We start from the raw sequence: 24,238 nt of genomic DNA on the forward strand, positions 1-24,238 counted from the left end.
TTGGACCTGAGAGTAAAGATGACCTCACTCAACCTCACCGACCTCGCCTGGGCCCCACCCGGCCACGAGCACTGTCATCACCAGTTCCAACTGCGTGACGCCAGCCTGCGGGTGAGTGCCGGTGAGTTTGTCGGGCTGATCGGCCCCAACGGCAGCGGCAAGACCAGCCTGCTGCGGTGCGCCTATCGGTTCAGCAAACCGGCGGCGGGTGAGGTGCTGCTGGAACACCAGAACGTCTGGAAGCAATCCTCGAAGTGGTGCGCGCAACGTATCGCCGTGGTGCTCCAGGAGTTTCCCGATGCGTTCGGCCTGCGAGTGGATGAAGTGGTCGCCATGGGCCGCACGCCTCACAAGGGGCTGTTCGACAGCGACACCCTTGAAGACCGCAACCTGATCCGCCAGGCCCTCGAATCCGTCGGCCTGCTGGGCTTTGAAGACCACGCCTTCGCGACGCTTTCGGGCGGTGAAAAACAGCGGGTGATCCTGGCCCGCGCCCTGGCCCAACAACCGCAACTGTTGATCCTCGACGAACCGACCAACCACCTCGACCCGCGCTACCAGCTGCAATTGCTGCAACTGGTCAAGCGCCTGAACATCGGCACCCTGGCCAGCATTCATGACCTGAACCTGGCCGCCGCGTTCTGTGATCGGCTGTACGTGATCAACCACGGGCGCATCGTCGCCAACGGCACACCTCACGAGGTGCTGACCGCCGAATTACTGCGCGAAGTGTTCGGCGTTGAAGCATTGATCGACACTCACCCCTTGTCCGGCTACCCCCGAATTACCTGGATAACCCAACCATGATCCTGCGCTCCCTGCTGTCTATCGCGTTGCTGCTCGGCACTGCTCAAGCGTTCGCCGAAGCGACTCATTACCCGTTGAAAATCAAAAGCTGCAACCGCGAAGTGACCTTCGCCGAGGCCCCGAAACACGCGGTCAGCCACGACATCAACATGACTCAGATGATGCTCGCCCTGGGCCTCAAGTCGCACATGGCCGGCTACAGCGGCGTGACCGGCTGGAAGTCCGTGACGCCGGAAATGGCGCAGATCCTCGACGGCCTGCCGGAACTGGCGAGCAAATACCCGTCGGTGGAAACCCTGCTCAACGCCAACGTCGACTTCTTCTTCGCCGGCTGGGACTACGGCATGCGCGTGGGCGGCGATCTCACCCCGCAAACCCTGCAACCGTTGGGCATCAACGTCTATGAGCTGACCGAGTCCTGCGCCTTCGTGATGAAGCGCCCGGCAGCCACCCTGGAAGACACCTATAACGATCTGCGCAACCTGGGCAAAATTTTCGACGTGCAGGACCGCGCGAATGCCTTGATCGCACAGATGCAGGCACAGGTCGCCGAAGTGCAGAAAAACCTGCCGGCCGACAAACCCCGCGTATTCCTCTACGACAGCGGCGAAGACCGCGCCATGACTTCCGGCCGCCTGGGCATGCCCCAGGCACTGATCGACGCCGCCGGCGGGCGCAACATTCTGGATGACGTGGACGCCAGCTGGACCCGGGTCAACTGGGAAACCGTGGTGGAACGCAACCCGCAAGTCATCGTGATCGTCGACTACAGCGAAATCACCGCTGATCAAAAAGAGCAGTTCCTGCTGAACAACCCGGCGCTGCAATCGGTGGACGCCATCAAGAACCAGCGCTTTATCGTGATCCCCTATGTGCAAGCCACGCCGGGCATCGACAACGTGCTGGCGGTTGAAACCCTGGCCAAGGGGTTCCACGGCGAATGATTACCCGTCGCTATGCCCTGCTGCTGAGTGCTCTTGGCGCGTTGTTGCTGATCTCTTGCGTGGTCTCGCTGGGGTTCGGCTCGGCGCGGGTGCCGGTGGACGTGGTGTGGCGGATCCTGCTGCATAAAGCCTTCGGCGTTGGCGAGGTGGACTGGAGCGCGGGGCAGGAACACATCGTGTGGCTGATCCGCGTGCCGCGCATGCTGCTCGGCGCGTTGGTGGGCGCCGGGCTGGCGTTGATCGGTGCGGTGTTGCAGGCCGTCACACGTAACCCGCTGGCGGATCCGCACCTGCTGGGCGTGACCTCCGGCGCCACCCTCGGCGCGGTGATCGTGGTGTTGCATGTGGGTGAAGTGATCGGCCTGCTGACCCTGCCCATCGCGGCGTTCATCGGCGCGTTGCTGAGCATGATCGTGGTGCTGGCGGTGGCCAGTCGCAACGGTCGGCTGGAGAGTGACCGCCTGCTGTTGTGCGGGGTGGCGGTGTCATTCGTGATGATGGCGGTGGCGAATTTGCTGCTGTTCATGGGTGATCACCGCGCGGCCTCGGCGGTGATGTTCTGGATGCTCGGCGGACTCGGGTTGGCGCGCTGGGAACTGCTGGCGATTCCCTTCGCCACGGTGTTGCTGGGGCTGGTGTTACTGCTGGGGATGGCGCGCCCGTTGAACGCGTTGATGGCTGGCGAACAGACCGCCGTGACCCTGGGCCTGAACGCACGCAATGTGCGGCTCAAGGTGTTCCTGATCGCCTCGCTGATGACCGGCGTGCTGGTGTCCATCAGCGGCTCCATCGGCTTTGTCGGGCTGATGGTGCCGCACATTGCCCGGCGCCTTGTAGGCGCCGAGCATCGCCGTTTACTGCCCGTGTGTGTGCTGCTGGGCAGTGTGTTCCTGGTGTGGGTCGATGTGGCCGCACGCACCCTGATCGCCCCGGAGGACCTGCCCATCGGTGTGGCCACAGCAGCCATTGGCGGTCTGTTTTTTATCGGGTTGATGCGCCGGCGTTAAACGCCCTGGTCGGCCTCCTTGAGTTCATGCAGCAGCCGCCGCCCGACCTGGCTGCGAGGTTGCCAAAAATGGTCGGCTTCCAGGATGGTCAGTTTGCCCAAGGTGGCCAGCCGGCGGATCACCTCGCTGGGCTTGACCTTCACCACGCCCGTGTTTTCGTCAATCCAATCATCGCGCAGCAACTGGCTTTCGTCCGAATGATAGCTGGGCTCATAGACAATCAGCGCGCCTTGCACCGGAGTGAAGTAGTAACGCGGTCCGGCCACCGGTTCATTGCGCAGCATCTCAATGAGTCCGCGAATTTCGTACTGGGCAATGAAGTTGTGGGCTAAGGCTTCCTCGTAACGATCAGCCATGCGTTGGCGTGCGCTGTGAATTTTGAACAACTGCTGCACACCCATCACCTTGAAGCCTGCCGGGTATTGAATCGAAGGGTTGGGGTAGCGCAAGTTCATCATGCTGAACAATGCCTTGTAGGCCGGTGTGTCCATCCGCATTCCCACCGCCACCGACGGGCCCGGATCCGCCACGGGATGCACCGCGATAAAGGTGTCGCTGTCGCCATTACCAAGGATCGCCCCCAGCCGTGGCGGGTTTGGCTGGTTTTTGAAACGTTGCCACACCAGGCGCGCGGCATCATCCGGGTGGCCGCACAATGGCCCCAGCGCCAGGCGCGTATCCAAAACTGTCAGCGTCGTAGCCAGGCGTTTTACTCGCGGTAGCAGGGCATCCCAGAATGGGCTGCTGTCGAGCACGCGGACTTCACCGGACTCAGCCAGTTTCAGCACATGGCTGTCATTGCTGCCACGGCTCTCGAGGCGGCGCAGATACCCCTCCTGTCGGTGGCTGGAATCCCAGTCAGGGTCTATCTGGACGGCCTGATAACGGTACAGCGAACCGTCGGCACAGGACACATACAGCGGCAGGAAGCGCTCGACACGCTGATTCAGCACCTGCAGAAAACTCAGTACCGCACGCACCACCGCCGGGGCCAGCAGTTGCTCATAGCCCTGTGCCTGAGGGAACCCGGCGGTGGCCTTCTCGGGTAGCTGCAGATACAGGCCGTGCAGGCTATAGCCGCCGGGCAGGTTGCCACGCAGGAATACGCGGTCGTAGCGGAACTGCAAGTCATCGCCCTTGACCGGTGCACTCGCGACAAAATGCCCGTTGTCGGAAGACTTGAGGATCAGGCCAAAGGTCAGCACGCCACGCCCGGTGGTGCCTTGATGCCCGTCGCGAGCAGCATCGTCGGCATGCTTGAACACGGGCCCCATGGCTCGATCTGCCACGGCATGCAGGGCCGCCTCAGGCGCAATATACGCCAGGGCCGGCATCCAGCCCGGCAGTACGCGCTTGGCAATCCCCCACAACGGGCCGCCCTCGAGCACTTGCAAGGTGCCCACCCGTGCCAGTTGGTTGACCAGTTCGGTCGGGGTTTTACGGCCCGCGCGCAGCTGCTGTTCAATGGCGTTACTGTCGGGATCCTGGGGTGCCAGGCTGTTGGGCGCGAGGGAAGTTTCCAACTGGTTGAGCAACTGCGTCGCTTCGTCTCGCTGGGCGTTGCTCATCAGGTTGCGCTCGGCGTCCCGGGTACTGAAACCGATCAGTGAACCGTCCGGCGTCAGCAGGTATTCGTGGGTCCACAGGTGGCCGGACTTCAGCGCGGTCTCCAGGGTCTTGGTGGAGAACAGGTTTTGATACGTCGCGTTTTCCTGAGTCCCCAGCCAGAACGGCAGCACCCGGGCAGCCCGCGAGCGGTAACGCCCGACCACTTTCCAACCGGGTGTCAGCAGCGCCTGGCTGACGTCCATGACGGGCAGGATCACGTTCGGGTCAAAGTCTTCACTCAACACCTGGATGCCCAGGGTAGCGACGAACTTGCCATTGCGTTGCAGCACCAGGCCACCGTATAGCGTGTCGCGATGTGGACCTAATTGCTGATGGACGTAACGTACGGCATCCGCCTGATTACTGAACAGCGGGCTCAAGCCTCGACGCATGAAGCCGCCAAAGGCGACCCAGGGTGCCTGGCTGACGTCCAGCTTGCCCGTCAGCGCCCAGCACTCACTCGGCACAAGCACACTCAGCCAGCTCAACTTCGCCACTTGGTTGACGAACCCCACCGCCGATAACTGGCCGCTGGCCAACAAGGTCTGAACATCCTCGAAATTACCCGACGCCTGGCGGAGCGGGTCGAACAAAGTTGAGGAGACCGGCGCTTGAACACGTAACAGTGCACGGTCGAGGGTCGAGATAAACACCGGCAAACCGCTCAAGGCTCCCGGCTCGCGCTGGCGCTTGGCTTCAACCGTAGCGCCGGCCAAATCCTCCGCTGACAGGAAGTGCTGCGCCAGCCAGCGTTCGGGACTGCCAAGCCCCTGCGGCATCCAGTGTCGTGCGTAGAACAAGGCATGCAACTGGTAACCCTCGGGGTAAATAACCTTGCCCTGCGCATCCACATCAAACAAGTCGTTCAAGGCGAACAACTCAGCTCTGCTCCACGAGGGCACGACCTCGCTGCTGACAAACGCATTCCTGTCCCGATGTTTGAGGATGAACGCAAATCCGGTTTGCGTCGGCCCGCCACGGTGTAACTTCGCGTGCAACGCTTGGGCGGATTCATCGGCACTGGCACACACTTGGCCGAAGGCAACCTGCTGCGGGCGTTGACTGCGGGGGATTGGCAAACGCGGGCGCCAGTGCTCGGTGATCAGCCCCGGCGCCCCCCAAAGCGGGCTGGACTGCACCACACGCACACTGCCGGCGCTCGCCACTTGCCTGACCCACTCCTGGGCCGTCAGCGTTCCATTGGCGAGGTTAAGCGCCGCCGGGCTTTGTTGTGTCGAGGGGGTGACGTCATTGAGCAGTTTCGCCAGCCCAGAGGAGTCGACCAGGTCATACACCAGCAAACTGTCCTCGTCGGCTGACAGGTAGGCGACTGGCACTTGCCGGCGGTTCTGGATCAGCGTGTAGAGGTCGTCGGGACTGAACATCTGCGCGGCCAGGTAAATATCATCCCTTGACCAGCCTGTGCGCAACATACGCTCGGGCTCGATCAGTGACATGCCGCGACAGGATGCGTAAAGCGCTTTCAGCCCATGTTTCACAGGCAGCAGCGAACGTCCCTTGGTGTCCTGGGGGTACACAAACCCCAGGGCAAAACGCCCGGAGTCGCTGGCATACAACGGCTCAGTCGCCACGTACAAACCATCCGGGCGTTGCAGAATATAGCCGCAGTATTCGCGCTCACGTTGACTGCCGATCTGTCCGTGAGCATAACGCGCCGCGTCTTCTATTTTTACAAAGGCGGGGCTCAGTTGAGGCCGCGCGGCCAATGCATAGGGCCGCCAGGTTTCGCTGACCAGCCCGGACACATCCCACAGCTTGCCCGTCTGAAGTACCGCCAATGACCCGGCTTCGGCGACTTTCAGGATCAGTTCGCGGGGAGTCAGCGTGCCGGCCCGCAACTCGTCTTCCAGGCCGTTGTCGGTGACACTGCCATCGGGCAATACCGTGTAAAGCTGGCTTTCTTCAGCTGAATGGGACGCCTCATAGCCCAGTTGCGCGCCATCGCTGGTGCTGAGGTACAGCGCCAGGTTGTTGCCAGGGCTGGTGCGAAAGGCCGCAACGGCCTGGGCGAAATCCGAGGTGGGGAAAAACGACTCGTAAACCCAGGGCTCGCTGGCCACGCCGGTGCTGTCAGGTTCGCTCTGACAGTACCAGCCTCGCAATGCGAAGCCAGATGGCAAGCGTGGCTGACCGTCGCCATCAAAGGGGAACAACCGTGAAAGTGCGAAGAGCCCATGCGTATCACCGGACGGCACGCTATCGCCAGGCTCGCTGACCACGTATTCCAATTCAGTCTGGTGCTTGAGAATACAACCGATACGCCGCCCGCCAGCATGCGCCTGCATACGATTATGGGCGTAGGACACAGCGCTTGGCAGGTCCGTAAAGACCCAGCTCAACGGCGCATCAATCGCCGCTGCCGCGGCGAACGGGGTCTCTGGAGCCCAGGTTGCGGGCACCCGTCCCTGAATGTTGTACCAACTGTCATCGGCCAGCAGCACCGTCAGTTCGCTGAGTTTTACCAGCTCCTTGATCAGCCCCTCAGGCGTTCCGTCGTAGCCTTGTGCACGCTTTCTCAGTACCCCGGTTTGAAGGGTAACGCGCAGATAATCGGCAAACTCACGCTCAGCACGTGAACCACTGGAGACGTATTTGAGCAGCGTACCGTTCGGCCCGCTGGTGTAAAGCGTCTTTATCAAGTCGGCAAAATGTATGCTCAGATAAACCGAATGAGCATTCGGCGCGCTGATCATGAAAGCCAGTTGCCGGGGGCTGCGTCGAGAAAACTGGCGGCTGAGCTCGTCCATGTCGGCTTCAGCCCGATTGAACTGGGCAACGATGCGATACCCCTCAAGCTCGACACGAGTCAAGTACTCACCGGTGGGCGACGGTACTCCCCATACGGCGTCGCACTCATCGGAACGCAGCAGCTGCGTCGCGACAAACCGGCCATCGGCGCGTTGCAGAATAAAACTGATGAATAGAGCATCACGCTGCCTGCCCGCCTGATAATGCACGTAGCGCGCCGCATCATCGGCCTTCACGAAAGCCGGGCTCAGGGATTGATGGATGCTCTCGAAGGCTCGCCACTGTTGATCGACCACCCCGACCCGGGTAAAAACCTGCCCGGTCGCTACCACTGTCAGCGTGCCCACTGCGGCTACTTGCCGAACAAGTTCGGAAGGACTCAAGGTGCCAGCTTTCAGGCGTTTGTCGATCGGCTTGCCTTGATCGGCGAGCAGCTGTTTTTGCGCCTCGGACCCCGTGCAGTTGTACACCAGCAGGGCTCCATCGTTGGCCCGCAAATACAGGTTTATATCCATGTCATCGGAGGCGGCCGCGGTAACGCCTGTCGCCAGGACCGACGCCGTGAAAAAACTCTCGGCCAGCCACGACTCCCTGGCCACGGTGGGTCCGGCCTTCGCCGCCAGCGAGCAGTAGATACCATGGAGATAGAAGCCGCTTGGCAGCTTTGGCCGGCCCTTGGGCAACGCCAACGCATTGGGGGCGGCCGCAAATATCTTCTTCAACGCGGCATCGGGCAGCATCGCCACGTAATCCCCGGCGTCGTCCTTGAGCAAATAGCCAAAGTAGCTTTCCGGCGTCCGCGCATCCAGGGGCGGCAACGCCGAACGGACCGCGTCCTGCCAGCGGCGAAAAACCTGGGTACCCGGCAGCGATTGCCGGGACTGGGCGAGCTGTGCCACGGTTTGGTTGAGGGTCCAGGGCTCAACAATCTGTCCTGCTTTGCCGCCCAATTCCTTGTTGGCCACCACCACACGCAAGACACCGGATCTCGCCGTGAGGTTGATCAGGAAGATAAAGTCGTCAAAGTCCGTGGGTGGGCGGGTCGTTTCCAGTGTGCGTAAAAAACCTGTTTCGGTTATAGAGCCGCTGCTTTCATATTTGATCAACGAATCGTGAAGCCCCGACAAATAGTAAATCGGGCAGAACTCGCGCTGCCCAATGATAAATATCAGGCCCTTCATTGAAAAAAAGCTGGCATCCAGCCGCCGCTGTGCCGGACTCCAGTGCGCCAACTCTTTCTTCAATACGTCGCTGTCGTCGGCGCGCGAACTGTAAAAAGCGTAGACACTGAAGTCTTCAGGGTGAATGAAATCGCCCTTGGCGTCGGTCTTGAGAATAGCCTCGAAGTTGAACCCGCGGGCATCGCCAGATGCCGGTACCGTCGGCAGGTAGCGGCCATCCGCGCGCTTGAGGATCACCCCGCCATAGACCCGCTCGCGCTTGTTGCTGACCTGCATATGTGCCCAAAAGGCCGCATCGTTACCGGTGATAAATGCCGGCCCCAGAGGGGGAAGCTGCGCCACCGCCCTGGCAGGCTGCTCGTGTTGAGTTTCAGTGCTGTCCATGTCCATTGCCACCTGATTGAAATGAGAAAGCCTGGCGTCACCCTCGAAATCCGGGGCACGCCAGGCAGGCTTAACTTCCAATGAATTGGCCAGGCAAAGGCGTTAGATAGTTAACGGGCGGCCTACAGTTCATCTTTGTCCCGGCCAAAGTCGACTTGGTCTTCATCCGGCTCAGCTGGTACAACGACGAATTGCCACTTTTCGCTCAGCAGTCCTCGTCGTGTCCAGAAGCTGTCGCTGTCCAGTACAGACAACGTGCCGAACCGCCTCAACTGGCTAACCAACTGGCTGGGAGTAGACGGCAGGCTGGGGTTGAGCAGTGCGGTTTCCTGGCTGTTAAAACCGGGCATGTATTTCAACAGGGCACCTCCCCGGCAGGCCAGATAGCAACTCTTCGCCGCGGGTAAATTACGCTGCAACACTTCCACGTAGCTTCGCAAATCCTGAACAGCAACGAAGTTAGCCAAGAGGTGGATGTCCAGGGGCACCTTGCTTGATGTCGAGGGTATCGCCTTGTAGAACGCCTGCACTGCCGCGATGGTGTAGAAGTAAAGTTCGTGAGAGGGCGGCAAATCGAACCCACTGTGATTCGGCCAGAAAAACAACTCCAGGCTGCTTTGTTCACCCTGCGCCCCATCCACATCCTCCACCGGCTCTATCGCCACAAATCCAGGTGTGTGCGGCGGCACCAGTACCGCGCCCAGATACTCCTTGCCGGCGAACGGGCCCAACTGCTTCTGTGCAAACCGCGCCGCATCATCGGCATCGGCAAACAACGGGCCGCAGAACGAGTGGAAATAGGGATTGCTGCTGAAGCCATGCGGGCTTTGCTGGGAATGCCATTGCGCAGTGACCCGTCCGGAGCGCCCCCAGATGCGGCTAGGGATACGAACATCCAACTCGCCACTCGCTACCAGTGACAGCACGTACTCACTCACGCGCTGCGAGCCTTCCAGCAGTTGCGTCGCGTCCCGGGGGGCACGTCTCATCAACTCATACAGCACATTCGGCGCCGTCAGCCGATACCGCAGCAGCGCTCCGTCAGCGCAGATCAGGTAGAGCGGCAACACTCGCCCATTGACGGGTTTGTTGACGAAATTCAGCCCGTTGGCAATAGCCTGGGGGCCCTGGAAGCTATAGACCATATCATCGCCCGGCTCGGCGATCGCCTCGTTGCTGGCGCACAAGTACAAGCCCTCCAGCGCATAGCCCTGGGGCAATTGGCCGTTAGGGAAGACTTGCTTCAAGTCGGCGTAATGCGCCCTCACCAGCGGCAGGGTGACCATGTACTGTGCCTTGTTGAGGGCCTTGAGCAGGAAGCCGAACGCTGGTTGAGCACCTACCGTATATCCCTGCTGGGCATGGCGCACCGCATCGTAGGGCCGGGTAAATATCGGGCTGCAGGCCGGGTCGGCGAGGGACGCCCGAATCAACAGGGCAGCCGGGCGCTCGACGTTCGCAATGAACTCTGCGGTGATCTGTCGGGAAGGGCCCCAGACTTCACTGCCCTCGATAACCCGCAGGGTTCCGGCACGTGCGACCTGGCTGACAAAGTCACTCGGCAACAAGGTGCCCGTGCGCAATTGCTGCTCGATCACAGTGTCGGCATTGTCTCCCCTGACCAGATTGCGCGGCGTCAGCTGGTTTTTCAGTTGGTTCTCTGCGGCAGAGTCCGACAGGTGATAGCTGAGTACCGAACCACGTGGTCCGATGACGTATTCACGCTTGAGGTGCGCCTCTCGCAGCATTAGGCTCGACAAAACTGCGCTGGGTATCATGCTGGTGTAGATAGCCTTTTGGGTCGCTGTCAATAAAATCGGGACCTCTTGCTCCACCACCGATGAATAGCGCGCAACGATTGTGCTGCCCACCGTGTACAGCCCTTTGGCAAGGATTTGGTCGGGGTAAATCCAATCAAGTGTGAACCCGCGAGGCGGCACGGCCAACGGCTCGGTCGCTGCAAACAAACCATTGGCAAGCCGCAGGATCACCCCGCCATAAGCGCGCTTGCGGCCCTGCCCCACCATCTGCGCCACATACCGCGCCGCATCATCGGCGTTGGCGAAGGCCGGGCTCAATCGTCGCCGTGTGATGTGCTCGTAACCAGACCAAGTTTCGCTCACCGGGCCCAAAGTGTCCCAACGCGGGCTGGTGCGTACCACGCTCAGTCGCCCGCGTTTCGCCCAGATCTGCACGAAGTCCCGCGCCTGTTTCTGGCCGCTGGTCAACTCCTGGGTGGTTTGCTCAAGCTCGCTCTCCACCTGCCCGCCATGCCCTATCTGAATGGGTGCAGGCACGTATCGGAGTAGCGCGCCCTCAAGGAGCGAGAAATAAATCGGCAGGTTGTTGCCCTTGTTGTAATCCCTCCCCCTGCGAACCGAGTCGTAGAGCGCGATATACATCACCGCAGGCGTTACAAAGTTCTTCGTCAGCCAGCCCATCGAGGAGTTAAGCCCGGTCGGCGCCCATTGCTGGGATCGAAACAGCGCGTGCAGCACGAAGCCCTTGGGAAACACGTATTCATTCGTTTCCGCCACTGCAAACAGGCTGTTGAGCTTGAAAAGCACATTGGCGCGGTCGACACAGACCACCTCGCTGGCAATGTACTGCGCCTTGTCCTGGTGCTTGAGGACAAACGCAAAACAGTCTTGAGTCTCCAGATTGCGACCGTGCACGCGGGCATGCAGGTCGCGGGCGGCCTGGTCGGCCGTGGCAAACACCGCGCCATAGGTCGCGTAGACCGGCGGCCCAACCCTGGGCTCATACTTGGAATGGGGCGTCCAACTACTGCCAATGACCGAGCGCGGCCCCCACAACGGGTTGCCCTCTATGACCCTCAGGTTGCCGCTTGCCGCCAACTGGCGGACCCACTCGGCGGGCTTGCCCGTTGCATTATCAAAGACAGGCGCGGCTGACGTGTCGGTAGGTGTATACGCAAGCAGACAGTCCTTAGCGCCGGACAAGTACCCCACCTGCCGCGACAGAATGATCGAGCGTATCTGCTCTGGCGAAAACGCCTGCAGGTTGGTCAGCGCCTCGTCCTGCGTCCATCGACGCTTATCGACCCAGCCCCGATCAATCATCGACAGCGCCGGGTGCGAGCCGTAGCGACCGTGCACTTCATAGCGCTCCGGCGGAATCAGCGGCCCCGCCCCGCCCAGGGGAAAGAACAACCGGCCGTCAAAGGCATTGACGGAACTTTCCCGAGGTTCGGAGATAAAAAAGCCCCCGTCCACGCCCTTCAATACATAGCCGCCGTAGTAGTGAGCCCGCCGATTGCCGACCACCTCATGCGCGTGCAATGCCGCATCGTTGGCCGAGAGAAACGAGGCCTTCAGGATGATCGCCTCTGACACCGCCACCACCGCAGAACGAGCAGTCACGGGACCGACATCGCGCCACAACTGCCCAGCCTTCACGACCGACAATTCGGTGGCAGCCATCACCCGCCGCACATAGTCGCGAGGGCTCAGGCTGCCGTCTGCCAGCGCCGCCTGAGTGCCCGTGTCCTCAAGCACACCCGCATGGATCGCGTTTTGGGTCTGCGGCACCTTGAGCTTGAGCAACGCACCATCCGACGCCTGCATGTACAGCTGCAACCCACGACGCTCGTGCTGCAATGCCAGGGTTGCATTGGCCTGAGTGATGGCCGCCTGCACTTCGCCCGGCGTGAAGAAAGCGTCATACAGCCAGGACTCCCGGGCAGGCATGTCGGCAGCCGAGGGCGATGAGCGAAAGTAGATCGCCTCGAGTCGATACTGGGCGGGCAGCGCCCAACCGCTGCGCGTCATGGGTGGAAAACGACCCTGGGGAGAAAATAGCGGCAGGTCTTCCTCCAGGGCAAAGGTCGCCACATAGCGGTCAGCATCCGAGTGCTTGAGCACAAACCCGCAGGTGCGCCGGCCAGGTATCACCATCGATGACGCAAGTGCCGCCCCCACTGCGTCTTCGGCACGCGCAAAGACCGGGGTCAACAGTGGCTGGCTGGTCACGGCCTTTGATGTAAAGGGTTCAAACACCACCCAGTCCGCCGGTACCTTCCCGATGGAGCCACCCCATAATGAGGTGGGCACGATCAGGCTCAACTCGCCCAAGGTAGAGATTTTCTTCACAAACTCACTGAACGGGCCATACACACCGACACGATTGCCCGTCGGTTTGCCCGCCTTGATCCACAAGGCAAAGCTGCGCTCCGCAGCCGAGCCGCTGGGGGCGTAGCGAATCAGTGAACCATCCGGCCCGGAGAGATACGCGGCCGGGAAAAACTCCCGGTCATCGACATCATGGGTAAAGTCCGAGCCGGAAAAGAACCCGAGGAAAGCCTTGACCATCCTTGCGTCAAACGAGCGGTTGCGCTGCTGAATCAACGCATGCCGGGCAGGGTGGGAGTGATAGGTCGCCACACAGGTGTAGCCCCGGGGTTGCTGGTAGTAGCCTTCGGGGCTGAGGGCGAGAACTTTGAGCAGGTTGAATTCTATCGCATCACCGGGCACGGGCTCGGTTGCAAAGTACCGCCCGGCAGGGTTCTTCATAATCACACCGCCGTACTCGCGGTCGCGTCGCTCGCCGATTTTGCGGTGCGCCCAGTAGGCAGCATCCGCCTCATGCAAAAAAGCCGGGCTTAACGGTGGCAAGCGTGCAGCGCCTCGGTTGGTGCTGGCGGCACGTCGCTCGCGGTCTAATCGGATCGCCATGGGAACTCCTTTCAAGTAATCGTCAGCGTCCATTCTCGGCGGCCCACTCAGCGTTCAAGCGGTAGGTAAGTAGCCCGGCACCATCCGGGTGCACCTGCGTGCACAGGCCGCCGCGATTGGCGCCGCATTGGTGCGTCGCCCACGCGCATAGTCCAAGCAAAGCTCTGGTGCACCACGATTGCGCGCCTCGGCACAGCCTTTGCAATCACTCCCTCATCACATCATTGAGTCATGGAGATTGCACAATGAAGCGTCGCAGCTTGATCAAGGCTTTCACACTGTCGGCGTCCATCGCCGCCATGGGCATGACCTGGACCGTACAGGCCGCCGAGACCATCAAGGTCGGCATCCTGCACTCGCTGTCCGGGACCATGGCCATCTCCGAGACCTCGCTGAAAGACATGGCGCTGATGACCATCGACGAGATCAACGCCAAGGGCGGTGTGAACGGCAAGATGCTCGAACCCGTCGTAGTAGACCCGGCCTCCAACTGGCCGTTGTTCGCTGAAAAAGGCCGCCAGTTGCTGACCCAGGACAAGGTCGCCGTGGTGTTCGGCTGCTGGACCTCGGTGTCGCGCAAATCGGTATTGCCGGTGTTCGAAGAACTCAACGGCCTGCTGTTCTACCCGGTGCAATACGAGGGCGAAGAGATGTCGCCGAACGTGTTCTATACCGGTGCGGCGCCGAACCAGCAGGCGATCCCGGCGGTGGAATACCTGATGAGCGAAGAAGGCGGCGGCGCCAAGCGCTTCTTCCTGCTGGGCACCGACTATGTGTACCCGCGCACCACCAACAAGATCCTGCGCTCGTTCCTGCACTCCAAAGGCGTAGCGGATAAAGACATCGAAGAGGTCTACACCCCGTTTGGCCATGCCGATTACCAGACCATCGTGGCCAACATCAAAAAATTCTCGGCCGGTGGCAAGACCGCCGTGATCTCCACCGTGAATGGCGACTCCAACGTGCCGTTCTACAAAGAGCTGGCCAACCAGGGCCTGAAGGCCACCGACGTACCGGTAGTCGCCTTCTCCGTGGGTGAAGAAGAACTGCGCGGCATCGACACCAAGCCGCTGGTGGGCAACCTCGCGGCCTGGAACTACTTCCAGTCGGTGGAGAACCCGGTGAACAAGAAATTCGTCGCCGACTGGAAAGCCTACGCCAAGGCCCACAACCTGCCGGGCGCGGACAAAGCCGTGACCAACGACCCGATGGAAGCCACCTACGTGGGCATCCATATGTGGGCGCAGGCGGTGGAGAAAGCCAAGTCCACTGACGTCGACAAAGTGCGTGAAGCCATGGCCGGGCAGACCTTTGCCGCGCCGTCGGGCTTCACCCTGACCATGGACAAGACCAATCACCACCTGCACAAGCCGGTGATGATCGGTGAGATCCAGTCCGACGGGCAGTTCTCGGTGGTGTGGCAGACGGAGGAGCCGATTCGTGCGCAGCCGTGGAGCCCGTATATCCCGGGGAATGACAAGAAGCCGGATTACGCCGTGAAGAGCAACTAAGCCACACCACAGGTCAAATGTGGGAGCGGGCTTGCTCGCGAAAGCGGTGGATCAGTAAGGGATGCAGTGACTGACACACCGCATTCGCGAGCAAGCCCGCTCCCACATTTTGACCGCGCATGATCAGGACATTTGTTTATGCCCACTGCCCTCAAACGCTATCTCATGACGTTGTTGCTGTTGCTGCCCTTCGCCGCACACGCCAGCGACGCCGAAGACTTCATCAACGCCAACCCGATGCAACAAGCCAAGCTGCTCCAGGACTGGGCCGCCCAGCCCGACCCGGCGCGCATCGAGTTGGTGAACGCCCTGCAACAAGGCCAGATCAGCGTCAACGGTGAAACCAAAACCGTGCGCCTGAACAACCGCCTGCGCGGCCTGATTGACAACGTGCAAGCCAGCCAGGAATTGCTCGCAGCCGATCCCAAGGTGCGCCTTGCCGCAGCGCTTACCCTGCAAAAAAGCGCACAACCTGCGCAGCTGAAATTCCTCGACCAGCAACTCGCCGGTGAAACCAACGACGACGTACACACAGCCCTCAGCCTCGCCCTGGCCAACCTGCAACTGGTGGACCCCGACCCGGCTGTGCGCCTGGCCGCCGTGCGCTTGCTCGGCGGCACCGGTGACCCGCTGGCCCGTACTCGCCTGGAAGCCCTGCTCGCGCCTGGTGTCGAAGCCGACGCCACCGTGCACACCGCTGCCGAAACCAGCCTGGCCCAGGTCAAACGCAAACTGATGGTGGGCGAGATTCTCGGCCAGGCCTTCAGCGGCATGTCCCTGGGTTCGATCCTGCTGCTGGCAGCGCTCGGCCTGGCGATCACCTTCGGCTTGCTCGGGGTGATCAACATGGCTCACGGCGAGATGCTGATGCTCGGCGCCTACTCCACCTATGTGGTGCAGTTGCTGATGCAGCGCTACGTGCCCCAGGCCATCGAGTTCTACCCACTGATCGCGCTGCCGGTGGCGTTTTTTGTCACCGCCGCCATCGGCATGGCCCTGGAACGCACGGTGATTCGTCACCTTTATGGCCGCCCGCTGGAAACCCTGCTCGCTACCTGGGGCATCAGCCTGATGCTGATCCAACTGGTGCGCCTGGTGTTCGGTGCGCAGAACGTTGAAGTGGCCAACCCCGAATGGCTGTCCGGCGGGATTCAGGTGCTGCCCAACCTGGTGCTGCCCTACAACCGCATCGTGATCATCGCCTTCGCGCTGTTCGTGGTGGTGCTGACCTGGTTGCTGCTGAACAAGACGCGCCTGGGCCTCAACGTGCGCGCCGTGACCCAGAACCGCAACATGGCCGCCTGCTGCGGCGTGCCCACCGGGCGCGTGGACATGCTCGCCTTTGGCCTCGGTTCCGGCATCGCCGGCCTCGGCGGTGTTGCCTTGAGCCAGATCGGCAACGTCGGCCCGGACCTCGGCCAGAGCTACATCATCGACTCGTTCCTGGTGGTGGTGCTCGGTGGCGTCGGCCAACTGGCCGGTAGCGTCATGGCCGCCTTTGGCTTAGGGATAGCCAACAAGATTCTCGAACCGCAGATCGGCGCCGTACTCGGCAAGATCCTGATCCTCGCGCTGATCATTCTGTTCATCCAGAAACGCCCGCAGGGACTCTTCGCACTGAAAGGACGGGTGATCGACTGATGAACCAGCCATTGATGCTCACGGCCGCGCAAAAGGCCGGCCCCAAGGTGACCGTTGCGGTCGGTGCAGTGATCCTGATCCTGCTGCTGGCGCTGCCGTTGTTCTCGCTGTTGTCACCGGAAAACCCGCTGCACGTTTCCGCCTACACGCTGACGTTGGTGGGCAAGATTCTGTGCTACGCCATTGTCGCCCTGGCCCTGGATTTGGTGTGGGGTTACGCCGGGATGTTGTCCCTCGGCCACGGCTTGTTCTTTGCGCTGGGCGGTTATGCCATGGGCATGTACCTGATGCGCCAGGCGTCCGGCGATGAGCTGCCGGCGTTCATGACCTTCTTGTCGTGGACCGAGTTGCCGTGGTACTGGACCGGTACCAGCCACTTCCTCTGGGCCATGTGCCTGGTGGTGTTGGCGCCAGGTTTACTGGCGCTGGTGTTCGGGTTCTTCGCCTTCCGCTCGCGGATCAAGGGCGTGTATTTCTCGATCATGACCCAGGCCCTGACCTTCGCCGGGATGCTGCTGTTCTTCCGCAACGAGACCGGGTTTGGCGGCAATAACGGCTTTACCAATTTCCGCAGCATCCTTGGGTTTGGCATCACCGAACCGGGCACGCGGGCGGTGCTGTTTGTGGCCACCGTGGCGTTATTGGTGGCGAGTCTGTACATCGGCTGGCGCCTGGCCCAGAGCAAGTTTGGTCGGGTATTGACGGCACTGCGGGATGCGGAAAACCGCCTGATGTTCTGCGGCTACGACCCACGTGGCTTCAAGCTGTTCGTGTGGGTGTTGAGCGCGGTGCTGTGTGGTTTGGCGGGCGCGTTGTATGTGCCGCAAGTGGGCATCATCAACCCCAGCGAAATGTCGCCGACCAACTCCATCGAGGCCGCTGTGTGGGTGGCCCTCGGCGGACGTGGAACCTTGATCGGTCCGTTGCTGGGCGCTGGCGTGGTCAATGGTATGAAGAGCTGGTTCACCGTGGCGTTTCCTGAGTATTGGCTGTTCTTCCTCGGTGCGCTGTTCATCATCGTCACCCTGTATTTGCCCAAGGGTGTGATTGGCCTGCTGAAGAAAAGGGGCGACCAATGAGGATCACAGCGACGGCCGAATTTATGCTCGAACCCATTCTTGAACCGAACAAAGACCAGGGCAGCGCCCGCGATGCCATCGGCCTCGGCCAGGCGGCTGGCAAAGGCCTGAACACCCGCCACGGCACGATCCTGACCCTGGAAGACATCAGCGTCAGCTTCGACGGTTTCAAGGCATTGAACGACTTGAACCTGTACATCGGCGTCGGCGAATTGCGCTGCATCATCGGCCCCAACGGCGCGGGCAAGACCACGCTGATGGACGTGATCACCGGCAAGACCCGGCCCAGCCACGGCAAGGCCTGGTTCGGCGAAACCCTCGACCTGACGAGCATGAGCGAAGTGCAGATCGCCCAGGCCGGCATCGGTCGCAAGTTCCAGAAGCCCACGGTATTCGAAGCCCTGAGTGTGTTCGAAAACCTCGAGCTGGCGCAGAAGACCGACAAGTCGGTGTGGGCCAGCCTGCGGGCGCGCTTGAGCGGCGAGCAGAAAGACCGCATCAGCGAAGTCCTCGACACCATCCGCCTCACCGCCTCGGTCAACCGCCCCGCGGGTTTGCTGTCCCACGGCCAGAAACAGTTTCTGGAAATCGGCATGCTGCTGATGCAAGACCCGCAACTGTTGCTGCTGGACGAACCGGTGGCGGGCATGACCGACGCCGAAACCGAGTTCACCGCCGAGCTGTTCAAGCGCCTGGCGGGCAAGCATTCGCTGATGGTGGTGGAGCACGACATGGGCTTTGTCGGCTCGATTGCCGACCACGTGACAGTGTTGCACCAGGGCAGCGTGCTGGCCGAAGGGTCGCTGGAACAGGTGCAGGAAAATGAGCGGGTGATCGAGGTTTACCTCGGCCGCTGAACCTGATCGTTCCCACGCTCCGCGTGGGAATGCATCCGGTGACGCTCTGCGTCACACGGCGGACGCGGAGCGTCCATTGCGGCATTCCCACGCAGAGCGTGGGAACGATCATTGAGGAGAATTTGAACATGCTGCAAGTCGACAAGCTGCACCAGTACTACGGCGGTAGCCACATCCTGCGCGGGCTTTCCTTTGAGGTAAAAGTCGGCGAAGTCACCTGTTTGCTGGGCCGCAACGGCGTGGGCAAGACCACCTTGCTCAAGTGCCTGATGGGTTTGCTACCGGCCAAGGAAGGCGCGGTGAACTGGGAAGGCAAGGCCATTACCGGCTTCAAGCCGCACCAGCGGGTGCACGCCGGTATCGCTTATGTGCCCCAGGGCCGGGAGATTTTTGGCCGCCTGACAGTGGAAGAAAACCTGCTGATGGGCCTGTCGCGCTTCCCCGGCTCCGAAGCCAAGGAAGTGCCGGCCTTCATCTACGAGCTGTTTCCGGTGCTGCTGCAAATGAAGCAACGCCGGGGCGGCGACCTGTCCGGCGGCCAGCAACAGCAACTGGCAATCGGCCGCGCCCTGGCCAGCCGCCCGCGCCTATTGATCCTCGATGAACCCACCGAAGGCATCCAGCCGTCGGTGATCAAGGAGATCGGCGCGGTGATCAAGAAGCTCGCGGCACGCGGCGACATGGCGATTCTGCTGGTGGAACAGTTCTACGATTTTGCTGCTGAACTGGCCGACCAGTACCTGGTGATGTCCCGGGGCGAAATCGTCCAGCAGGGGCGTGGAGAAAATATGGAAAGCGAGGGTGTGCGCGGGCTCGTTACGATCTAATCTGTAGCGTCCTAACGATAAGCACTGACCATGACTCTACCTGCCCCCACCGCGCTGTTCACCCCCAGCTGGCACGCCGAGCTGGAGCTCGGCTACGCGCGTTTCGGCGACACCACGCGCCCGGTAATGCGCCGCCACCTCGGCCCGCTGCGGGTGCAAAAGCACCTGTACGCCGAAGGCCCCGAGGTGTGCCAGCACATCATCGTGCACCCGCCAGGCGGAATTGCCGGCGGTGATCGCCTCGACATCACGGCCCATGTCGCCGAAGGAGCCTGGGCGCAATTGACCAGCCCCGGCGCGGCCAAGTGGTATCGCGCCGGCGGGCCGGCCTATCAAAAACTGGAGCTGACGGTGGAGGCTGGTGCGACGCTGGAATGGCTGCCGCAGGAGACCATCGTGTTCAGCGCCGCCCAGGCCGAACTCACCACGCGCATTGAGCTGCAAGGCGATGCCCGGCTGTTTTACTGGGACGTGGTCGCCCTCGGGCGCCCCGCCAGTGGCGAGCGTTTCGACCTCGGGCACTTCCAGTCGCACCTGGATATCCGCCGCGACGGCCAGTTGATTTGGCATGAGCGCCAGCGCATTGTGGGCGCCGACGGTTTGCTCGACTCACCCATCGGGCTGGACGGGCAACCGGTGTTCGCCACCTTGCTGGTGACCGGCGAAATCGACCCTGACCTGCTCGAACAATGCCGCTCCCTGCCCCACGCAGTACGCGGCGACCTGACCCAATTGCCCGGCCTGCTGGTAGCCCGCTGCCTGGCCAGTGAAGCGCTGCTGGCGCGAGGTTGGCTGATCGCGCTGTGGCGCCTGCTGCGCCCGGCGGTGCTGGGCCGAGAGGCTGTATCACCGAGAATCTGGAGCACATGAAGATTAAAAATGTGGGAGCGGGCTTGCTCGCGAATGCAGTGGGTCAGGCAAAGATGCATTCACTGACACACCGCATTCGCGAGCAAGCCCGCTCCCACATTGGATCTCCGGTGTTTTTACGAATGTATTTCATAGTGGACTTTGAACGATGGACCTGACCCCACGGGAAAAAGACAAACTGCTGATCTTCACCGCCGGCCTGGTGGCCGAGCGGCGGTTGGCGCGCGGTGTGAAGCTCAACTACCCGGAAACCATCGCCTACATTTCCGCCGCGCTGATGGAAGGCGCCCGCGATGGCCGCACCGTCGCCGAGCTGATGCACTTCGGCACCACCCTGCTCACCCGCGAACAGGTGATGGAAGGCATCCCGGAAATGATCCCGGACATCCAGGTGGAAGCCACCTTCCCCGACGGCACCAAGCTGGTCACCGTCCACCAACCTATCGCCTGAGGCCCGGCCATGTCCTTTCTGATTCGTGATGCGGTGCACGCCGATTTGCCAGGGATTCGCGATATCTACAACGACGCGGTGCTCAACACCACGGCGATCTGGAACGAACAACCGGTAGACCTGGGCAACCGCCAGGCCTGGTTCAGCGCGCGCCAGGCGCAGTTTTATCCGATCCTGGTGGCCGTCGAAGACGAGCAGGTCATCGGCTATGCCTCGTTCGGCGACTGGCGGCCCTTCGAAGGCTTTCGCCACACCGTCGAGCACTCGGTATACGTGCGCAGCGACCAGCGCGGCAAAGGCCTCGGGCCTCATCTGATGCAGGCGCTGATCGAGCGGGCGAAAACCTGCGACAAACACGTGATGGTCGCCGCTATCGAGAGCGGCAACCAGTCCTCTATCCGCTTGCATGAGCGCCTGGGTTTCATCACCACCGGGCAGATGCCCCAGGTCGGCACCAAGTTCGGCCGCTGGCTGGACCTGACCTTCATGCAACTGACGCTCAACCCAGGCGCTGTGCCGCCCAAGGAGTGATACCGATGAACGCCGCCCAACTGCGTCGAGTCAATGCCGAAAGTTTTGCCCATTACCGCCCGGGTTTGATTGAGCTGTTGTTGGACGCCGTGAAGCATGGCGCATCAGTGGGTTTCATGGCCGACTTCGATGAAGCCCAGGCCAGCGCTTATCTGCGCGGTGTGCAGGCCAGTATCACCGACGGCAGCCTGCTGCTGTGGGTGGTGGTGCGTGATGAGCAGGTCGTTGCCAGCGTGCAGTTGGCCCTGTGCCTGAAGGCCAACGGCCTGAACCGCGCCGAAGTGCAGAAGCTGCTGGTGCACAGCGAGGCCCGGCGCCGCGGCCTCGGCCAGCAACTGATGAGCGCCCTGGAACTGAGTGCCCGCCAGTACAAACGGGGGTTGCTGTACTTGGACACCGAAGCCGGCTCCGGTGCCGAAGCGTTCTACCAGTCGCTGCGCTACACCAAGATCGGTGAATTGCCCGACTACTGCCAAAGCCCGGACGGGCGCTACACCCCGACCGCCATCTACTTCAAGACCCTGGGACAACCCGCATGATTCCTGGCGAATTTCAGATCCAGCCTGGCGACATCGAACTCAACGTAGGCCGTCGAACCGCCACCTTGAGCGTAGCCAACAGCGGCGACCGGCCGATCCAGGTCGGCTCTCACTATCACTTTTTCGAAACCAACGACGCATTGACCTTCGACCGTCCCGCCAGCCGTGGCATGCGCCTGAACATTCCGGCCGGCACCGCCGTGCGCTTTGAGCCGGGGCAGAGTCGCGACGTGGAACTGGTGGAATTGAGCGGCAAGCGCCGGGTGTTCGGGTTTGCCGGGAAAATCATGGGTGACCTGGACTGACCTGTGGCGAGGGAGCTTGCTCCCGCTCGGGCGCGCAGCGGCCGCTAAAGAACTGACTCAATTTTTCTGACTCACCCCGGTGCCTGGCTTTTGGGGTTGCTGCGCAGCCCAGCGGGAGCAAGCTCCCTCGCCACCTATCGGGAACGATCAAGGGACCAAACACATGAAGATTTCCAGACAAGCCTACGCCGACATGTACGGCCCCACCGTGGGTGACAAGGTCCGCCTGGCCGACACCGAGCTGTTCGTCGAAGTCGAACAGGATTTCACCGTCTACGGCGAAGAAGTGAAATTCGGCGGCGGCAAGGTGATCCGTGACGGCCAGGGCCAGAGCCAACTGCTCGCCCATGAGGTGGTCGACACCCTGATCACCAACGCGCTGATCATCGACCACTGGGGCATCGTCAAGGCCGACGTCGGCCTGAAGAACGGCCGCATCTTCGCGATCGGCAAAGCCGGCAACCCGGACATCCAGCCCGGCGTGACCATCTGCGTCGGCGCCAGCACCGAAGTGATTGCCGGTGAAGGCATGATCCTCACCGCCGGCGGCATCGACACCCACATCCACTTCATCTGCCCACAGCAAATCGAAGAAGCGCTGACCAGCGGCGTCACCACCATGATCGGCGGCGGCACGGGCCCGGCCACCGGCACCAACGCCACCACCTGCACCTCCGGCCCGTGGCACCTGGCGCGCATGCTCCAGGCCTCCGACTCGTTCCCGATGAACATCGGTTTCACCGGCAAGGGCAACGCCAGCCTGCCGGAGCCGTTGATCGAACAAGTGAAGGCCGGCGCCATTGGCTTGAAGCTCCATGAAGACTGGGGCACCACGCCGGCGAGCATCGACAACTGCCTGAGCGTCGCCGACGAGTACGACGTGCAGGTGGCGATCCACAGCGACACCCTCAACGAATCCGGCTTTGTCGAAACCACCCTCGCCGCCTTCAAGGGCCGCACCATCCACACCTATCACACCGAAGGTGCCGGTGGCGGCCACGCGCCCGACATCATCAAGGCCTGCGGCTTCCCCAACGTGCTGCCCAGCTCCACCAACCCGACCCGGCCGTTCACCCGCAACACCATCGACGAACACCTGGACATGTTGATGGTCTGCCATCACCTGGACCCGAGCATTGCCGAAGACGTGGCCTTCGCCGAAAGCCGCATCCGCCGCGAGACGATTGCTGCCGAAGACATCCTGCACGACCTCGGCGCGTTCTCGATGATCAGCTCCGACAGCCAGGCCATGGGCCGCGTCGGTGAAGTGATCACGCGCACTTGGCAGACCGCCGACAAGATGAAAAAACAGCGCGGCCCGCTGCCGGGAGACGGCGAAGGCAACGACAACTTTCGCGCCAAACGCTACATCGCCAAGTACACGATCAACCCGGCGATCACCCACGGCATCAGCCATGAAGTAGGTTCCATCGAAGTGGGCAAGTGGGCCGACCTGGTGCTGTGGCGCCCGGCGTTTTTCGGGATCAAGCCGACGCTGATCCTCAAGGGCGGCGCGATTGCCTCAAGCCTGATGGGCGACGCTAACGCTTCGATTCCCACGCCGCAGCCGGTGCACTACCGTCCGATGTTCGCCAGCTTCGGCAGCTCGCTGCACGCCACCAGCCTGACCTTTATCAGCCAGGCGGCGTTGGCGGCGGGTTTGCCCGAGCAGTTGGGCTTGAAGAAGCAGATCGCCGTGGTCAAGGGTTGCCGCTCAGTGCAGAAAACCGACTTGATCCACAACGATTACCTGCCGGATATCGAGGTTGACCCGCAGACGTATCAGGTCAAGGCCGACGGCGTGTTGCTGTGGTGTGAACCGGCGGATGTACTGCCGATGGCCCAGCGTTACTTCCTGTTCTAGGCCCCGAGAATGGCACTGATCGCCTGATCGGTCAGTGTCCGGCCCAACGTCGTGAGCTCGCTGTCGATGCTGGCAAACGACGCGTCGTCGAAGGGGATAAAGGTGATGACCTTAGTCAGTCGCACCCGGTACTCGGCGCTAGCCATTTGAACGGATGTACGACGCACACCAGATTTCTCAGAAACGCGACATCCCCGGTGTAACGATACCTTGTGCAAAAGGGGCCTGCCGGGGCGGTAACCCGGTACTCGACCCATGCGTAATTTCAGGTTGCTGCGTTAACTATTGCAGCTGACCCAGCGGTTTTTCGACTTATTAATCCGATGATGTTTTCAGTAGGCTTTTCTTTTGCCAGCCCAAAGGAATGCC

The 24,238-nt window shown here is 61.6% G+C and carries 17 protein-coding genes; 14 read left to right on the forward strand and 3 right to left on the reverse strand.

From position 1 onward, the window contains the following. Positions 1-18: 18 nt before the first annotated feature. Genes AU074_RS31285 through AU074_RS31295 form a run of 3 tightly spaced genes read left to right on the forward strand, consistent with a single transcriptional unit; the run spans position 19 to position 2,758 of the window. Positions 19-807 carry an ABC transporter ATP-binding protein gene (locus tag AU074_RS31285; RefSeq protein ID WP_076017999.1) on the forward strand — a complete coding sequence of 263 codons (789 nt, stop codon included), beginning with the start codon at positions 19-21 and terminating at the stop codon, positions 805-807. Further along, positions 804-1,751 (forward strand): ABC transporter substrate-binding protein, encoded by a 948-nt coding sequence (locus AU074_RS31290; protein WP_076018000.1) that lies wholly within the window; start codon positions 804-806, stop codon positions 1,749-1,751. Before AU074_RS31285 ends, AU074_RS31290 begins: the two co-directional genes overlap by 4 nt. After that, the gene (locus AU074_RS31295; protein ID WP_076018001.1) at positions 1,748-2,758 is read left to right on the forward strand and encodes an iron ABC transporter permease; all 1,011 of its coding nucleotides are present in this window, start codon (positions 1,748-1,750) and stop codon (positions 2,756-2,758) included. The genes AU074_RS31290 and AU074_RS31295 overlap by 4 nt, the downstream gene beginning before the upstream one ends. Here AU074_RS31295 and AU074_RS31300 read toward each other — a convergent pair. Then, the gene (locus tag AU074_RS31300) at positions 2,755-8,700 is read right to left on the reverse strand and encodes a hypothetical protein (protein WP_076018002.1); all 5,946 of its coding nucleotides are present in this window, start codon (positions 8,698-8,700) and stop codon (positions 2,755-2,757) included. The two genes, AU074_RS31295 and AU074_RS31300, sit on opposite strands and share 4 nt — an antisense overlap. Before the next feature lie 122 nt (positions 8,701-8,822). Beyond that, positions 8,823-13,394 (reverse strand): DUF4329 domain-containing protein, encoded by a 4,572-nt coding sequence (locus tag AU074_RS31305; RefSeq protein ID WP_076018003.1) that lies wholly within the window; start codon positions 13,392-13,394, stop codon positions 8,823-8,825. 245 nt (positions 13,395-13,639) lie between these two features. Here AU074_RS31305 and urtA point away from each other — a divergent pair, with 245 nt between their 5' ends. The 11 genes from urtA to ureC all read left to right on the forward strand — a co-directional run bounded on the left by urtA (position 13,640) and on the right by ureC (position 23,869). Further along, entirely contained in the window at positions 13,640-14,905 is a 1,266-nt protein-coding gene (gene urtA / locus AU074_RS31310) for an urea ABC transporter substrate-binding protein (RefSeq protein ID WP_076018004.1), read from the forward strand. 138 nt (positions 14,906-15,043) lie between these two features. Then, positions 15,044-16,546 carry an urea ABC transporter permease subunit UrtB gene (gene urtB / locus AU074_RS31315; RefSeq protein WP_076018005.1) on the forward strand — a complete coding sequence of 501 codons (1,503 nt, stop codon included), beginning with the start codon at positions 15,044-15,046 and terminating at the stop codon, positions 16,544-16,546. After that, positions 16,546-17,625 (forward strand): urea ABC transporter permease subunit UrtC, encoded by a 1,080-nt coding sequence (urtC, locus tag AU074_RS31320; RefSeq protein ID WP_063033353.1) that lies wholly within the window; start codon positions 16,546-16,548, stop codon positions 17,623-17,625. The genes urtB and urtC overlap by 1 nt, the downstream gene beginning before the upstream one ends. Next, positions 17,622-18,482 (forward strand): urea ABC transporter ATP-binding protein UrtD, encoded by an 861-nt coding sequence (gene urtD, locus AU074_RS31325; RefSeq protein WP_003217378.1) that lies wholly within the window; start codon positions 17,622-17,624, stop codon positions 18,480-18,482. Before urtC ends, urtD begins: the two co-directional genes overlap by 4 nt. A gap of 128 nt (positions 18,483-18,610) precedes the next feature. Next, positions 18,611-19,309: an urea ABC transporter ATP-binding subunit UrtE gene (urtE, locus tag AU074_RS31330; protein WP_017478391.1), complete on the forward strand. Its 699-nt coding sequence runs from the start codon at positions 18,611-18,613 to the stop codon at positions 19,307-19,309. A gap of 30 nt (positions 19,310-19,339) precedes the next feature. Beyond that, positions 19,340-20,179, forward strand: a complete 840-nt coding sequence (locus tag AU074_RS31335) for an urease accessory protein UreD (protein WP_076018006.1) — start codon at positions 19,340-19,342, stop codon at positions 20,177-20,179. A 148-nt stretch (positions 20,180-20,327) separates the two neighbouring features. Further along, positions 20,328-20,630 carry an urease subunit gamma gene (ureA, locus tag AU074_RS31340; RefSeq protein WP_003217383.1) on the forward strand — a complete coding sequence of 101 codons (303 nt, stop codon included), beginning with the start codon at positions 20,328-20,330 and terminating at the stop codon, positions 20,628-20,630. 9 nt (positions 20,631-20,639) lie between these two features. Continuing rightward, the gene (locus AU074_RS31345; protein ID WP_076018007.1) at positions 20,640-21,161 is read left to right on the forward strand and encodes a GNAT family N-acetyltransferase; all 522 of its coding nucleotides are present in this window, start codon (positions 20,640-20,642) and stop codon (positions 21,159-21,161) included. A gap of 5 nt (positions 21,162-21,166) precedes the next feature. Next, the gene (locus AU074_RS31350) at positions 21,167-21,700 is read left to right on the forward strand and encodes a GNAT family N-acetyltransferase (RefSeq protein WP_076018008.1); all 534 of its coding nucleotides are present in this window, start codon (positions 21,167-21,169) and stop codon (positions 21,698-21,700) included. Then, entirely contained in the window at positions 21,697-22,005 is a 309-nt protein-coding gene (locus AU074_RS31355) for an urease subunit beta (RefSeq protein ID WP_076018009.1), read from the forward strand. Before AU074_RS31350 ends, AU074_RS31355 begins: the two co-directional genes overlap by 4 nt. A 163-nt stretch (positions 22,006-22,168) precedes the next feature. After that, positions 22,169-23,869, forward strand: coding sequence for an urease subunit alpha (gene ureC / locus AU074_RS31360; protein ID WP_076018010.1), 1,701 nt, complete (start codon positions 22,169-22,171; stop codon positions 23,867-23,869). On the opposite strand, the gene AU074_RS34110 is transcribed toward ureC, so the two are convergent. Continuing rightward, positions 23,866-24,036 carry a hypothetical protein gene (locus tag AU074_RS34110; protein ID WP_159442647.1) on the reverse strand — a complete coding sequence of 57 codons (171 nt, stop codon included), beginning with the start codon at positions 24,034-24,036 and terminating at the stop codon, positions 23,866-23,868. The two genes, ureC and AU074_RS34110, sit on opposite strands and share 4 nt — an antisense overlap. Positions 24,037-24,238: the final 202 nt, after the last annotated feature.

It is taken from the genome of Pseudomonas sp. ATCC PTA-122608 (genome assembly GCF_001952855.1).
Taxonomy (GTDB): Bacteria; Pseudomonadota; Gammaproteobacteria; order Pseudomonadales; family Pseudomonadaceae; genus Aquipseudomonas.